This window comes from Neisseria sp. CCUG17229, from assembly GCF_047839235.1.
GTDB lineage: Bacteria > Pseudomonadota > Gammaproteobacteria > Burkholderiales > Neisseriaceae > Neisseria > Neisseria brasiliensis.
In genome coordinates this window covers 2,043,852-2,057,544 of sequence record NZ_CP181247.1, presented here as the reverse complement: position 1 = coordinate 2,057,544, position 13,693 = coordinate 2,043,852, and the positions used below count along the sequence as shown (strand labels likewise).

The window sequence follows — 13,693 nt, the reverse complement described above, 5'->3', positions numbered from 1 at the left end:
TTTAGAAGAATGTGAGCAAAGGAAGACAATATGGCGACACGTCAGGAAATATTGGATTGGTGCCGAGAAAATTTGCAAGTGAATATGTTTAAAGACTATGCGCCCAACGGTTTGCAGGTAGAAGGGCGCGAAACAGTCAACAAAATCGCGACATCGGTAACCGCCAGTAAAGCAGCCATTGATTTTGCTGTCGAACAAGGTGCGGATATGTTGCTGGTGCATCACGGTATGTTTTGGAAAAGCGAGCCATTGACCATCACCGGCTGGAAAAAAGAGCGTATCGAAACATTATTGCAACACCAAATCAATATGGTCGGCTACCACCTGCCTTTGGATGCGCATCCGGAGTGGGGCAACAATGCGCAATTGGCGGCTTTATTGGGTTGGGAATTGGATTACCAATGCGGTGATCAAAACCTATTAAATATAGGCCATTTGAATAAACCGAAAACCTTACAGCAGCTTTCAGACAGTATGGCTGACAAATTGCAGCGCCAGCCGGTGATTGTGGGCGACATGAATCGCGAAATCAAACGTATTGCGTGGTGTACCGGCGGGGCGCAAGGCTTTTTTCAGACGGCCATTGACGAAGGGGTGGATGCGTATGTGACCGGTGAAATATCCGAAGCGCAATACCATTTGGCCAACGAATGTGGTGTGGCGTTTATCAGCGCCGGCCATCATGCTACCGAACGTTACGGCGTACAGGCGCTGGGCAAGGCAATCGCCGATGTCTTTAATGTCGAAATATGTCGCTTTGACGAACAAAATCCGGCCTAAACATTGAGAAATATCACAAAATCTTTACCTTATTTTAAATAATGCTTTGAGTATTACAACAAACTAGGTAGAATTACACTGTTTAATGGCTCGGTATTCCCAAAATTCTTAGGACGACTGAATAATGGATAATCAAGAAATCAATAACGGCCGCCGCCGTTTCCTGACGCTCGCAACCTGCGGCGCAGGCGGTGTGGCTGCCTTAGGTGTGGTAACGCCTTTCGTGGCAAGTTTTTTCCCTTCGGAAAAAGCCAAAGCCGCTGGTGCTGCCATCGAAGTAGATGTCAGCAAAATCGAAGCTGGCCAAATGATGACTGCCGAATGGCAGGGCAAACCAATTTGGATTGTTAATCGCACAGAGCAGCAGTTGAACGATCTGAAAACGTTGGATGGTCAAATGGCTGACCCGAATTCAGATGCGGAACAACAGCCTGAATACGCGAAAAATGCAACCCGTTCGATCAAACCGAATATTTTGGTTGCCATCGGTATTTGTACCCACTTGGGTTGCTCTCCGACCTATCGCCCTGATATTGCGCCGGCTGATTTGGGCGCAGATTGGAAAGGCGGTTTCTTCTGCCCTTGCCACGGTTCGAAATTCGATATTGCAGGCCGTGTGTACAAAGGTGTTCCTGCACCGACCAACTTGGTGGTACCGCCTTATAAATATTTGAGCGATACAACCGTCTTGGTAGGCGAAGACTAATAATAAGGAACTGAAACTATGGCAAACCAAACCAATGACAAAGCAAAAGCATTGTTAGGCTGGGTAGATGCTCGTTTTCCGCTGACTAAAATGTGGAATGAGCACTTGGCTCAGTATTATGCTCCTAAAAACTTCAACTTCTGGTATTACTTCGGTTCGTTGGCCTTGCTGGTGCTGGTGATTCAAATCGTCAGCGGCATTTTCCTGACCATGAACTACAAACCAGACGGCAACTTGAATGCCTACCATCTGCCTGCGGCCTTTACCGCGGTAGAATATATTATGCGCGACGTATCTGGTGGCTGGATTATCCGCTACATGCACTCTACCGGCGCATCATTCTTCTTTATCGTCGTTTACCTGCATATGTTCCGCGGCTTGGTGTACGGTTCGTACAAAAAACCACGCGAATTGGTTTGGGTATTCGGCTCGCTGATTTTCTTGGCCTTGATGGCAGAAGCCTTTATGGGTTACCTGTTGCCTTGGGGGCAGATGTCGTTCTGGGGTGCGCAGGTAATTATTAACCTGTTTGCCGCCATTCCGGTAATCGGTCCAGACTTGTCTACTTGGATTCGTGGTGACTTTAACGTATCTGACGTAACCTTGAACCGCTTCTTCGCCTTGCACGTGATTGCCGTACCATTGGTATTGATCGGTCTGGTTGTGGCGCACGTGATTGCCTTGCACGAAGTGGGTTCTAACAACCCTGACGGCGTGGAAATCAAGAAGCTGAAAGATGAAAACGGCGTACCTTTAGACGGTATTCCTTTCCATCCTTACTACACCGTGAAAGACATCTTAGGTGTGGTGGTATTCCTGATTGTATTCTGTGCCGTGATGTTCTTCGCACCTGAAGGCGGCGGTTACTTCCTGGAAAAACCAAACTTTGACGCAGCCAACCCGCTGAAAACTCCGGCTCACATTGCACCGGTATGGTATTTCACACCGTTCTACGCGATTTTGCGTGCCGTACCTTCATTCTTGGGTACGCAAGTTTGGGGTGTGATTGCGATGGGTGCTGCTGTGGTATTGATTGCCCTGTTGCCTTGGCTGGATAAAGGTGAAGTGAAATCTATCCGCTACCGTGGTCCGCTGTTTAAGATTGCCGTGGTATTGTTTGTGATTTCGTTCATCGGCTTGGGTATTTTGGGTGCATTGGTAGCGACCGATACCCGTACTTTAGTAGCGCGTATCTTGTCGGTTGTTTATTTCGCCTTCTTCTTGGGTATGCCGTTCTACACCAAACTGGATAAAGACAAACCGGTTCCGGAACGTGTAACCATGAGCACGACCAAACAGAAAGTTATGTTCTTCGTTTACGTAGCGATTACCTTGATTGGCTCGTATCTGTTTGCAGTGAATATCTAATGAGGGCAGCGAAAATGAAACAAACACTTAAAAACTGGTTTGCTGCCTTATTGTTGGCAGTACCGATGAGTGCAGCGATGGCTGCCGGCGATCATGCGGTTTACGAAAAAGTTGACATCGACTTGCGTGACCAAGTGAGCTTGCAACGCGGTGCGCAGATTTTTACCAACTATTGCTTGTCTTGTCACTCAGCGACCGGCATGCGTTTCAACCGTTTGAAAGACATCGGTTTGACTGATGATGAAATCAAGAAAAACCTGATGTTCACGACCGATAACGTGGGTGATGTAATGTTGTCAGCCATGCATCCGAAAGATGGTGAAAAATGGTTTGGCGCCGCGCCACCGGATTTGACGCTGATTGCCCGCTCGCGTGGCGCAGATTACCTGTATGCCTACATGCGCGGCTTCTACAAAGATCCGACCCGTCCTAACGGCTGGAACAACACCGTATTCGACAAAGTCGGCATGCCTCATCCTTTGTGGGAGCAACAAGGCGTGAAAGCGGTTGAGTTGGACGACAAAGGCCAACCGATTTGGGTTGAAAACGAGCATGGAGTGAAAGAGCCGAAACTCTACTGGGAGTCAACCGGTTTGCATTCCCGCCGCTTGCCAAACGGTAAAGTCATCGAGAAAGAGTATGACGATTATGCCCGCGACTTGGTGAATTTCATGGTCTACATGGGTGAGCCGGCGCAATTGCAACGCCACCGTACCGGCTACATCGTGATGATTTTCTTGTTGGCAGTGATGTTGCCATTGGCGTACTTCCTGAAGAAAGAATTCTGGAAAGACGTTCACTAAGAAGTAAAGTAAAAAGCAAGCCTTCGGGCTTGCTTTTTTGTATTTGCTGAATAGAAATTTTGAAAAATAATCAATAAAAATAAAGCATTAACTCGATTTTCTAGCTTTAAATCACGCAATCGTATATAATCAAGCCATTAACTTTATATATAGGCCGTCTGAAAGGCGGTACGCAATTAGGAGCCAAACGCTATGATGACTTTATATTCAGGCATTACTTGCCCGTTTAGTCAGCGCTGCCGTTTCGTGTTGTACGAAAAAGGCATGGATTTTGAAATCAAAGACGTGGATATTTTTAACAAGCCGGAAGATTTGGCGGTGATGAATCCGTATAACCAAGTGCCGGTATTGGTCGAGCGCGATTTGATTTTGTATGAATCAAACATCATCAACGAATACATTGACGAGCGTTTCCCGCATCCGCAATTGATGCCGGGTGATCCGGTGATGCGTGGTCGCGGCCGTTTGGTTTTACACCGCATGGAAAAAGAATTGTTCAGCTTGGTACAGGTTTTGGAAAACGCTGAATCAACCAATAAAGAGCAAGCCAAAGCGCGTGAAGCGATTGGCAACGGTTTGACCTTGTTGGCGCCGGCATTCTCGAAAAACAAATACATCTTAGGTGATGAATTTTCGATGATTGATGTTGCCTTGTCGCCATTGTTGTGGCGCTTGGATTATTACGACATCAAATTGGGCAAAACCGCTGCGCCATTGTTGAAATACGCTGAGCGTATTTTCCAACGCGAAGCCTTTATCGAAGCTTTGACGCCGGCTGAAAAAGCCATGCGCCGTTAATCGTCTAGGAGGGCAGATGACTGCCAGTACCAAACCTTATTTAATCCGTGCCTTATATGAATGGTGTTTGGATAACAACCAAACACCGCATATCGTCGCGTGGGTAAACGAGCATACGCGCGTGCCGATGCAGTATGTGCGCGAAAACGAGATTGTGTTAAACATCGGCCAAACTGCCAGCCATAATTTGAATATTGATAACGAATGGGTTAATTTCTCAGCCCGTTTCGGTGGTGTGGCGCACGATATTTGGATTCCGGTGGGACATATTGTCAGCATTTTTGGCAGAGAAAGTGGCGAAGGTATGGGCTTTGAAGTCGAACCTTATGCGCCTGATTCAGTCAATAAAGCAGCCGAGCAGAAGCCTGCTGCTGAAGCGGAAACAGAATTTAAACCGAAAAAAGGTTTGAAGCTGGTGAAATAAGCTTTCCTAAAAAAACAAAAAGGCCGTCTGAATATTTTCAGACGGCCTTTGAATCATAAAAAGAGCAACGTCTTGAATCGTTGCTCTTTTTGTTTGTTAGCTTACAGATTGCCCAAAATAATACGCAATACGCGGCGCAATGGTTCGGCTGCGCCCCACAGCAATTGGTCGCCAACAGTAAACGCGCTGATGTATTCGCCGCCCATACCCAGCTTGCGGATACGGCCGACAGGTACGGTTAGCGTGCCGGTTACCGCAGCGGGAGTCAGGCCGTTCATGCTGGCTTCTTTTTCATTTGGCACCACTTTCACCCAATCATTGGCTTCGGCCAAAATGCGTTCGATTTCGTCAACCGGCAAATCTTTTTTCAGCTTCAGCGTGATGGCTTGGCTGTGACAACGCATTGAGCCGATGCGCACGCACAAACCGTCAATCACGATTGGTTGCTCAGTGCCCAAAATCTTGTTGGTTTCCACGCCGCCTTTCCATTCTTCTTTGGATTGGCCGTTGCCTAAGTCGGCATCAATCCAAGGGATCAGGCTGCCGGCCAAAGGCACGCCGAAATTGGCTTTTGGATAGTCTTCGCTGCGCAGGAAGTCGGAAACTTTGCGGTCAATGTCCAAAATAGCGCTGGAAGGATCGGCCAATTCATCGGCCACTTGTGCTTTGATGGCGCCCATGCCTTCAATCAGTTCGCGCATGTTTTTCGCACCGGCACCGGATGCGGCTTGATAGGTCATGCTGGTGGCCCATTCGACCAAATCGTTTTGGAACAAGCCGCCCAATGCCATCAGCATCAGGGATACGGTGCAGTTGCCGCCGACGTAGTTTTTCACGCCGTTTTTCAAGCCGTCGTCAATAACGTTGCGGTTAACTGGGTCTAAGACGATAATAGCGTCATCGGCCATGCGCAAAGAAGAGGCTGCATCGACCCAGTAGCCGTTCCAGCCGCTGTCGCGAAGTGGTTGGAAAACCGCTTTGGTATAATCGCCGCCTTGGCAGGTGACGATAATGTCCATTTTGGCCAATTCGGCCACATCATTGGCATCCAGCAGGGTTTTGGCTGCTTGGCCGAAATCAGGGGCGGTGCCGCCGGCGTTGGATGTGGTGAAGAAATACGCTTCAGGAATGTGGGCGAAATCGTTTTCTTCTTTCATGCGTTGCATCAATACTGAGCCGACCATGCCGCGCCAACCAACGAAACCTACTTTCATTCTGTGCTCCTTGAGGGAAAATTGTTAACAAAATTCTGAAATGAGTAAAGTAAGTGTTTTAACGCCGTCTGAAAAAAATGTAAAGGTTTTTATTGAATTTTTTTGCAAATGCGCAAATATGCGTGTGTGAATCTCATCAAAAGGTGAACGTATGAATGATATGAATTCGATGCCGTCTGAAATGATGGAGCCGCAAATTGAAGTGGATTTGGCGCCGCCGATGAAGCGGATAGGGGCGGTCATCATCAATAGTATGTTGAATATTGCTGCTTATATTCCGTTGATTATTTCGGTGTTGACCGGAGAGAGTGGTTATCTGCAACGTGCCAGTGCGTCAAAAGAATTCACTCTGCCTGAAATCAACATGACTTGGGTAATGATCGGCATTGCCGTGTTGGTGATTTATGGTGTGGCGCAGATTTATTTTATGAGTAAAGACGGTCAATCATTGGGCAAAAAAATGCTGGGTATTCGGGTGTTGAAAACCGATGGTACCAATCCCGGCTTTTTCGGTACGGTGTTTATGCGCGAAGTAGCTTATTACTTCTTATTGGGCTTGGCCGCAGGAATTATTGCCTATATCGCCCAATCGATTACCGGTAATCCCGATATGTTTGATTTATTGAGTAACTTTATTCAGCTTGCGGCTTATGTGGCGTGTGTGGTGATGTTGTTTAAAGTGAAAAGCGACCGCCGCACCCTGCAGGATTATTTGGCGAATACGGTTGTGGTGGAATTGCCGAAGCGTTAAGTAATGAGGCCGTCTGAATGTTTCAGACGGCCTTTATGATGTGAAGGGAAGGCAATATGTTGGGCGCAGTTATTGATAGTATTGTCGGTTAGCCATTTGATAGTCAATAAAAAAGCTCTTGCATGAAGCAAGAGCTTTTTTAAATCTGGTGGAGGTAAGCGGGATCGAACCGCTGACCTCTTGCATGCCATGCAAGCGCTCTACCAACTGAGCTATACCCCCTTGGGAAAACGAGTTGAAATCAGATTTCAACTCGTTTAAATATGGTGGCGAATCAGGGATTCGAACCCCGGACACAAGGATTATGATTCCTCTGCTCTAACCGACTGAGCTAATTCGCCGTTTCGTGAAGTCGCTATTATATGTTTTTTTGAATCATTGGCAAGGGTTAATTGCTAAAAATTTTCTTGTTGATTGATTTTAAATGGTAAAAAAATCTGTCAAATATCTGAAATCAGCTTTGTAGGCCGTCTGAAAAATTGAACTGTCCCCCAATTCTTGGACAAATTAAAAATCTTTCTCAAACAGCCTGTTCAAGCTGGGTCCTGTAAGCCACAGGACTCAGCTTTTTTAAATTCAAACTAATACGTTCATAATTGTAGTAACGTATGTAATCATCTATCACTTTGGTCAACTCTGCCACCGATAACACACCTTCCTGATAGAAGCTTTCCACTTTTAATGTCCCGAAGAAACTCTCCATCGGTGCATTGTCCCAGCAATTCCCTTTGCGCGACATGCTCTGCACAATGCCTTTCTCCGCCAGCTTTTCCCGATAAGCCTGAGTTCGGTAAAGCACACCTTGGTCAGAATGCAGCAGCGGGGTCTGCCCTTTCAGACGGCCGAATGCCTTATCCAGCATCTGCATGACCATCTTGCTGTCCGGCTTTCTACTGAGCTCATAAGCCACAATCTCACGATTGAATACATCCAATATCGGCGATAAGTACAGTTTGCCGTCGGTGCATTTAAACTCGGTCACATCGGTCAACCATTTATCTCCCGCTTTATCAGCAGTGAATGCACGCTTAAGGATGTTTTTCGACGTCTCTCCTATAACTTGCGGACGATAGGATTTTTTGTTGCGCACTTTGGCTTTCAAACCCAATAATCCCATAATACGCTGCACTTTCTTTTTATTCCACGATAATACAGCTCCAATCCGCCGTTGGCCGTAGCGACCTTTGTGTTGGTGATAAACTTCACTCACCGCCGCTTTGGCTTCCATATCGGGATCGGATTTACCGATGTGGTAGTAGAAACTGCTTTTGGGTATGCCGGCACTGTGCAACAAGTATTTCAGCAGGTGCTTCGCCCTCAGCGTTTGAACGGTTTCGCAACTTTGGTGGCGTTCTTTTCGTTGAGGGCTTTCATGTGCTTTAGGTAGTCGATCTCCGCCCTCATGTAGCGTAACTCTTCAATCAGCTCTGCCTGAGTTTTTTCATGGTCGGGTTTGTCGACGATAAAGGGATTGTTGCGTTTGGTCTGCGTAGTCTTCATAAGCGTAGCCTGTGGGTGCTGAAGTGCGGCTATACCGCCTTGACGGTAGGCGGCAATCCAACGGCGCAGGTGTGTGCGTGAGACGTTGAAATGGTCTGCGGTACGCTGTTGGCTGTGCACTTGATGGTAATGGAGTACGGCTCGGTATTTGAAGTCTAGTGTATATTTGGACATAAGAAAACTGCACCTTTTTAAAGTTGGGGGAAAGTGTCCAACTTTTGGGGTGCAGTTCAAATGTTCAGACGGCCTACAAACTTGCTCATAACTTATGGCTGATGTCGCCAAATTGAAAGCCTTGCCAATCGACATCAATGTGCTTGCCAAAGGCAATGACTTTGAACAGCTCGCCCATTTCGTGTTGGTTGAGTAATTTTTGTACTGCTGCCGCTTCGCGCAAATAGGCCGCAGAATCGACATCACCGGTTGCGGCCAGTAGGTCGGTGATGCCCAGATTGAGCAGAAAATTCGCTTGCGTGGTGTAGCCGATAAAATCCAGCCCGGCATCGGTGGCGGCTTGGGCGATGTCGGTAAAATTGACGTGCGCGGTCAGGTCGGTCAGGCCGATATGGAAAAACGGGTCGTGAATGGTGTGGTGGCGGTAATGGCCGATAAATGTGCCGTCGTTGCGCTGCGTGTGGTAATACTGTTGCGCATCAAAGCCGTAATCAATCCAAATCATTGCACCGCGTGCTAATTTTTGCGAAAGCGTGGCGATAAACGCATATTGGGCGGGGTGCAATTCACTGGTGTAACCTTCGATAGGGGGGAGGTAGGCTTTTGCGGCTTGCATTAATGTTGGGGATAGTAAAGGTTTGGCGGTTTGTATGAATTGCTGGTTTTCTATGCTGACACCAACTTGATGAAATTCGCCTGCTTGGTAATGCACGCGCTCAATTGGCATGGCATCGAGCACTTCATTGCCTAAAATGATGCCGTCGAGGGTGTCGGGTAAAGTAGAAAGATGGATGACTTTTTTGCTTAATTCAGGGCTTAGCTGCTGGTTTAGCCAAGTGCGTTGGCGTTGTGCCAATTCGGCTGATAATTCAATGATGTAGTAGTTTTTTAGGCCGTCTGAAAGATGGTTTAGCAAATCTGCGGCCAATCGGCCTGTGCCTGCGCCGAATTCGTAAATATTGCCGGCGGTTTGCGGTAAAAGGGTGTTGAGTTGGCGCGCTAATGTGTAAGCGAATAAAGGGGAAAGTGTCGGGGCGGTGATGAAATCGCCGGAAGCGCCGATTTTATGGCTGCCGCCGGTGTAGTAGCCAAATTCGGGGTGATAAAGCGCAAGTTCCATGAAGCGGGAGAATGGCAGCCAGTTGTCATGGGCAATAATTTCTTGGTGGATGTGTTGGCAAAGTTGCTGGCTCGACTGGCGGGCTTCGTCAGATGGCTGGGGAATATGTGGCTTCATGACTGTTAGATAATGTAAAAATTTAGAATTTGCTGCGACATTATAGCGTGAATGAATAAGTCTCGAAACAGCGGCTGTAAATACAATATTTTGTGTTTGTTTTATATTTTAAACACAATATATTGTATTTTTTTATGGCTTATGCGTATGCGGAACGGATTGGGGGCTATGCTGCTTTATATTTATATCATTGTATTTTAATAAGTTTTTTCTGTAATGCGGCTCTATTTTTGGTCTGGTGTTGATTTGACCGAAGTATGAAAATTTCTTATAGTGTAGGCTGGTGGGGTAAAGTGGGCGAAAGTGTCAGATGTCCCCAGATTTTGATTAACCAAGCTAGAGGGTAGAAACGTGTTTGGCGGTTCTCATGAATTGAGCATAGACAGCAAAGGGCGGTTGGCCATTCCGGCTAAATTCCGTGACCTTTTGTCGCGCCAATACACTCCTTCGCTGGTGGTGACACTGGATTCGCGCCAAAAGCTGCTGCTTTATCCTGAAGCTGAGTGGGCGCGTGTTTCGGCGCAATTGTTGAGCATGAAAGTGGCAGGTAATCCCACTTTGCAGCGTTATCAGAATTTACTGTTGCACAATGCGGAAACGCTGGAATGGGACGGCTCTGGCCGTATTCTGATTTCTGCCAATTTGCGCAAGCGTGTCGATTTCGACAAAGAAGTTACCTTAGTAGGCCGCGCCAACCGTTTGGAGCTGTGGGGTCGCCAACATTGGGAAGAAGAGATGAATCAGGCTTTGGATATCGATCCTGATGAGTTGGCCTTCCAATTGAGTCAAACGGATTTGCAACTGTGAGTAAAGCTGAAGATTATCAACATATTACCGTGCTGCTAAATGAGGCAGTGGATGGTTTGAATATCCGTGAAGACGGCGTTTACGTTGACGGCACATTCGGTAGGGGAGGGCATTCCCGTCTGATTTTATCGAAGCTGGGTGCGGCAGGGCGCTTAGTGGTGTTTGATAAAGACCCGCAAGCGATTGCAGTAGCCAATCAATTGGCCGAGCAGGATAAACGGGTCAGCGTGGTGCATGACGGCTTTGCCACTTTTCAGACGGCCTTGAATCAATTGGGCATAGCAAAGATTGATGGTGCCTTGTTTGATTTAGGTATCTCATCGCCGCAGATTGATGAGGGCGAACGCGGTTTCAGCTTTCGTTTCGATGCGCCTTTAGACATGCGTATGGATCCGACTCGCGGCATGTCGGCAGCAGAATGGTTGGCCGTGGCGAGTGAGCAAGAATTACATGAGGTGATAAAAAATTATGGTGAAGAGCGGTTTAGTCGCCAGATTGCGCGCGCCATTGTTGCAACGCGCGAAGAAGCGCCCATTGATACAACCCGCAAGCTGGCGCAGCTCGTGGCACAAAACGTCCGTACTCGTGAGCGCGGACAAGACCCAGCAACGCGCACCTTCCAAGCAGTTCGCATCTTTATTAACCGTGAGCTCGAAGAAGTAGAAGCCGTCTTGCCGCAAGTGGTAGGCCGTCTGAACGAAGGCGGTCGATTGGCAGTGATTGCATTTCATTCCTTGGAAGACCGTATTGTGAAGCAGTTTATGAAAAAGCATTCACAACATGAACCGTTGCCACGCTGGGCGGCAGTAAAAGAATCTGATTTGCCGCAACCGCCTTTGGTGTTGGTGGGGAAAGCCATCAAACCCAGCGAGGCGGAAACCTCAGCCAATCCCCGTGCCAGAAGCGCAGTATTGCGGGTGGCGGAACGCACGGCAGGCAGCTTTACTGCCCAATAATCTCTATACGGTTTGTCAGGCCATCTGAAAGTCAGGCGGTCGGTTGAAGTGAAATGAATAAATTAAACGCATTATTATTAGTGGCTGTTTTTGCGACAGGTGTGATGGTGGTCACTGTGCAAAACCAATCGCGCTTACACTTTATCGCTTTAGATAAGGCGCAAAAGCAGCAAATCAAACTGGATCAAGATTACGCCCGCTTGAAGCTGGAGCAGGCGCGTTTGGCTAATCATAAACTGATTAAAGTGGCTGCGGAAAAGCAGAACCTGCAGCCGCCGACATCGCGCAATACCGTAATGGTTGAGCGTCGTAAATAATAAACTCCTGCATTTTAAGAATAAAACGAGAGAAAACGTCCATGCGGCCATGCCGCGCAGGTATTCACAACGAGAAGTTTACGATGTTAATTAAGAATGAATATAAGCCGCAGATGATTCAAAAGCCGGTTAAAACCAAGAAACCCATCACCAGTGATGTGCGGATTTGTGTGGTTTTGGTGCTGATTGTCGCGGCATTTGTCGGTTTGTTGGGCCGCGGTTTTTATTTGCAGACCACGCAGCATGAATTTCTAAAGAATCAGGGAGATCAACGGTTTGTGCGCACCCTGACCTTGCCTGCATCGCGCGGTATGATTACCGATCGCAACGGTGCAACCTTGGCGTTGAGTGCGCCGACTGAATCTTTGTATGCGATGCCTTCAAGTATTGATGAAATGCCCAATGCCAGTCAAATGGCACAATTGTCGGCTATTTTGGATATGCCGGTTGAAACCATTCATGAGCGCTTAAACCGCAAAGACCGTGATTTCGTTTATTTGAAGCGCCAATTAAGCCAAGAAACGGCAGACACCATTACCACTTTGGGCATTAAAGGTTTGGGTTTCCAAAAAGAATTGAAACGCCATTATCCGATGGGCAATTTGTTTGCGCATGTCATCGGTTTTACCAATATTGATGGCAAAGGCCAAGAAGGCTTGGAACTGTCACGTGAAGACAGCTTGCGTGGTGAGGCCGGTGCCAAAGTCGTATTGCGCGATAATAAAGGCAATATTGTTGACAGCTTGGATTCACCACGTAACAGTGAGCCGAAAAATGGTCAGGACATGGTGTTATCACTGGATCAGCGTATTCAAACCTTAGCTTACGAAGAATTGAATAAAGCTGTGGATTACCACCGAGCCAAAGCCGGTACAGCGGTGGTGTTGGATGCGCAAACCGGTGAGATTTTGGCTTTGGTAAACAGCCCGGCTTATGATCCGAATATTCCAGGTAAGGCCAGCAGTGAGCAGCGGCGCAACCGGGCAGTAACCGACATGATCGAGCCGGGATCAACCATGAAGCCGTTTACTATTGCCAAAGCGTTGGATGCGGGGAAAGTCACTGCCGATGAGGTTTTTAATACCATGCCATATAAAATTGGCAGTTCGTCTGTACGTGATACCCATGTTTATCCGAAATTGGATGTACGCGGTATTATGCAAAAATCGTCTAACGTCGGTACCAGTAAATTATCGGCGATGTTTAAACCCAAAGAAATGTATGATTTTTATCATGAATTGGGTGTAGGTGTGCGCATGCATTCGGGCTTTCCGGGGGAGACTGCCGGTTTGTTACGCAGCTGGCGTAAATGGCAGCCGATTGAGCAGGCGACCATGTCTTTCGGTTATGGTCTGCAATTAAGCCTGCTGCAGTTGGCGCGTGCTTATACGACCTTGACGAATGATGGTGTTTTGTTACCGGTAAGTTTTGAAAAACAAGTCGTGGCTCCTAAAGGTAAGCGGGTTATTAAAGCCGAGACCGCACGTAAAGTACGTGAAATGATGGTATCGGTAACAGAAGAAGGCGGTACCGGTACAGCCGGTGCGGTTGATGGTTTCGATGTTGGTGCCAAAACCGGTACGGCGCGTAAATTGGTTGGCGGTCGCTATGTTGACAACAAACACGTTGCCACCTTTATCGGTTTTGCTCCAGCTAAAAATCCGCGCGTGATTGTAGCAGTGACGGTGGATGAGCCGACCAAAAACGGTTACTACGGCGGTGTGGTGGCAGGCCCGGTATTTAAGGAAATAATGGGTGGTAGTTTGAATATTTTGGGTGTCTCACCAACCAAACCGCTGAGTGCATTGAAACCGAAAGAAAAAGCCTCCTCTTAATTTTTAAGCAGTAAAGAGAATAT

At 47.5% G+C, this 13,693-nt stretch carries 15 protein-coding genes and 2 tRNA genes; 11 read left to right on the top strand and 6 right to left on the bottom strand.

Annotated elements, in window-relative coordinates; genetic code table 11:
- Nucleotides 1-30: 30 nt before the first annotated feature.
- The 6 genes from ACM67B_RS09850 (at nt 31) to ACM67B_RS09825 (ending at nt 4,879) form a co-directional block, all read left to right on the top strand.
- Nucleotides 31-780: a Nif3-like dinuclear metal center hexameric protein gene (locus tag ACM67B_RS09850; RefSeq protein ID WP_416189463.1), complete on the top strand. Its 750-nt coding sequence runs from the start codon at nt 31-33 to the stop codon at nt 778-780.
- Nucleotides 781-904: 124 nt separating this feature from the next.
- Complete coding sequence (gene petA, locus ACM67B_RS09845; protein WP_416189462.1) at nt 905-1,486, top strand: ubiquinol-cytochrome c reductase iron-sulfur subunit; 582 nt, start codon at nt 905-907, stop codon at nt 1,484-1,486.
- Nucleotides 1,487-1,504: 18 nt separating this feature from the next.
- Entirely contained in the window at nt 1,505-2,854 is a 1,350-nt protein-coding gene (locus tag ACM67B_RS09840; RefSeq protein ID WP_095502299.1) for a cytochrome b, read from the top strand.
- Nucleotides 2,855-2,868: 14 nt separating this feature from the next.
- The gene (locus ACM67B_RS09835; protein WP_416189461.1) at nt 2,869-3,657 is read left to right on the top strand and encodes a cytochrome c1; all 789 of its coding nucleotides are present in this window, start codon (nt 2,869-2,871) and stop codon (nt 3,655-3,657) included.
- A gap of 192 nt (nt 3,658-3,849) precedes the next feature.
- Entirely contained in the window at nt 3,850-4,455 is a 606-nt protein-coding gene (locus ACM67B_RS09830; RefSeq protein WP_416189460.1) for a glutathione S-transferase N-terminal domain-containing protein, read from the top strand.
- Between the two features lie 16 nt (nt 4,456-4,471).
- Entirely contained in the window at nt 4,472-4,879 is a 408-nt protein-coding gene (locus ACM67B_RS09825) for a ClpXP protease specificity-enhancing factor (protein ID WP_416189459.1), read from the top strand.
- Nucleotides 4,880-4,980: 101 nt separating this feature from the next.
- On the opposite strand, the gene asd is transcribed toward ACM67B_RS09825, so the two are convergent.
- Nucleotides 4,981-6,093, bottom strand: coding sequence for an aspartate-semialdehyde dehydrogenase (asd, locus tag ACM67B_RS09820; protein ID WP_416189458.1), 1,113 nt, complete (start codon nt 6,091-6,093; stop codon nt 4,981-4,983).
- Between the two features lie 151 nt (nt 6,094-6,244).
- Between asd and ACM67B_RS09815 the strand changes: the two genes are divergently transcribed.
- On the top strand, nt 6,245-6,844 hold the full coding sequence (locus ACM67B_RS09815) for an RDD family protein (RefSeq protein ID WP_416189457.1): 600 nt from the start codon (nt 6,245-6,247) through the stop codon (nt 6,842-6,844).
- Nucleotides 6,845-6,990: 146 nt separating this feature from the next.
- Here ACM67B_RS09815 and ACM67B_RS09810 read toward each other — a convergent pair.
- From ACM67B_RS09810 to ACM67B_RS09790, 5 genes are all read right to left on the bottom strand, one after another.
- Nucleotides 6,991-7,066: transfer RNA gene (locus ACM67B_RS09810), tRNA-Ala, on the bottom strand.
- Between the two features lie 42 nt (nt 7,067-7,108).
- Nucleotides 7,109-7,185 (bottom strand) — tRNA-Met (locus ACM67B_RS09805).
- 179 nt (nt 7,186-7,364) lie between these two features.
- Entirely contained in the window at nt 7,365-8,138 is a 774-nt protein-coding gene (locus ACM67B_RS09800) for an IS3 family transposase (RefSeq protein ID WP_416188878.1), read from the bottom strand.
- A gap of 23 nt (nt 8,139-8,161) precedes the next feature.
- Entirely contained in the window at nt 8,162-8,518 is a 357-nt protein-coding gene (locus ACM67B_RS09795; RefSeq protein WP_416188879.1) for a helix-turn-helix domain-containing protein, read from the bottom strand.
- 85 nt (nt 8,519-8,603) lie between these two features.
- The gene (locus ACM67B_RS09790) at nt 8,604-9,755 is read right to left on the bottom strand and encodes a class I SAM-dependent methyltransferase (protein ID WP_416189456.1); all 1,152 of its coding nucleotides are present in this window, start codon (nt 9,753-9,755) and stop codon (nt 8,604-8,606) included.
- A gap of 351 nt (nt 9,756-10,106) precedes the next feature.
- On the opposite strand from ACM67B_RS09790, the gene mraZ reads away from it, so the two are divergent.
- The 4 genes from mraZ to ACM67B_RS09770 all read left to right on the top strand — a co-directional run bounded on the left by mraZ (nt 10,107) and on the right by ACM67B_RS09770 (nt 13,670).
- Nucleotides 10,107-10,562: a division/cell wall cluster transcriptional repressor MraZ gene (gene mraZ, locus ACM67B_RS09785; RefSeq protein ID WP_416189455.1), complete on the top strand. Its 456-nt coding sequence runs from the start codon at nt 10,107-10,109 to the stop codon at nt 10,560-10,562.
- Nucleotides 10,559-11,518: a 16S rRNA (cytosine(1402)-N(4))-methyltransferase RsmH gene (gene rsmH / locus ACM67B_RS09780; RefSeq protein WP_416189454.1), complete on the top strand. Its 960-nt coding sequence runs from the start codon at nt 10,559-10,561 to the stop codon at nt 11,516-11,518. Before mraZ ends, rsmH begins: the two co-directional genes overlap by 4 nt.
- Nucleotides 11,519-11,571: 53 nt before the next feature.
- On the top strand, nt 11,572-11,835 hold the full coding sequence (gene ftsL, locus ACM67B_RS09775; protein WP_416189453.1) for a cell division protein FtsL: 264 nt from the start codon (nt 11,572-11,574) through the stop codon (nt 11,833-11,835).
- Nucleotides 11,836-11,918: 83 nt separating this feature from the next.
- Nucleotides 11,919-13,670 (top strand): peptidoglycan D,D-transpeptidase FtsI family protein, encoded by a 1,752-nt coding sequence (locus tag ACM67B_RS09770; RefSeq protein WP_416189452.1) that lies wholly within the window; start codon nt 11,919-11,921, stop codon nt 13,668-13,670.
- Nucleotides 13,671-13,693: the final 23 nt, after the last annotated feature.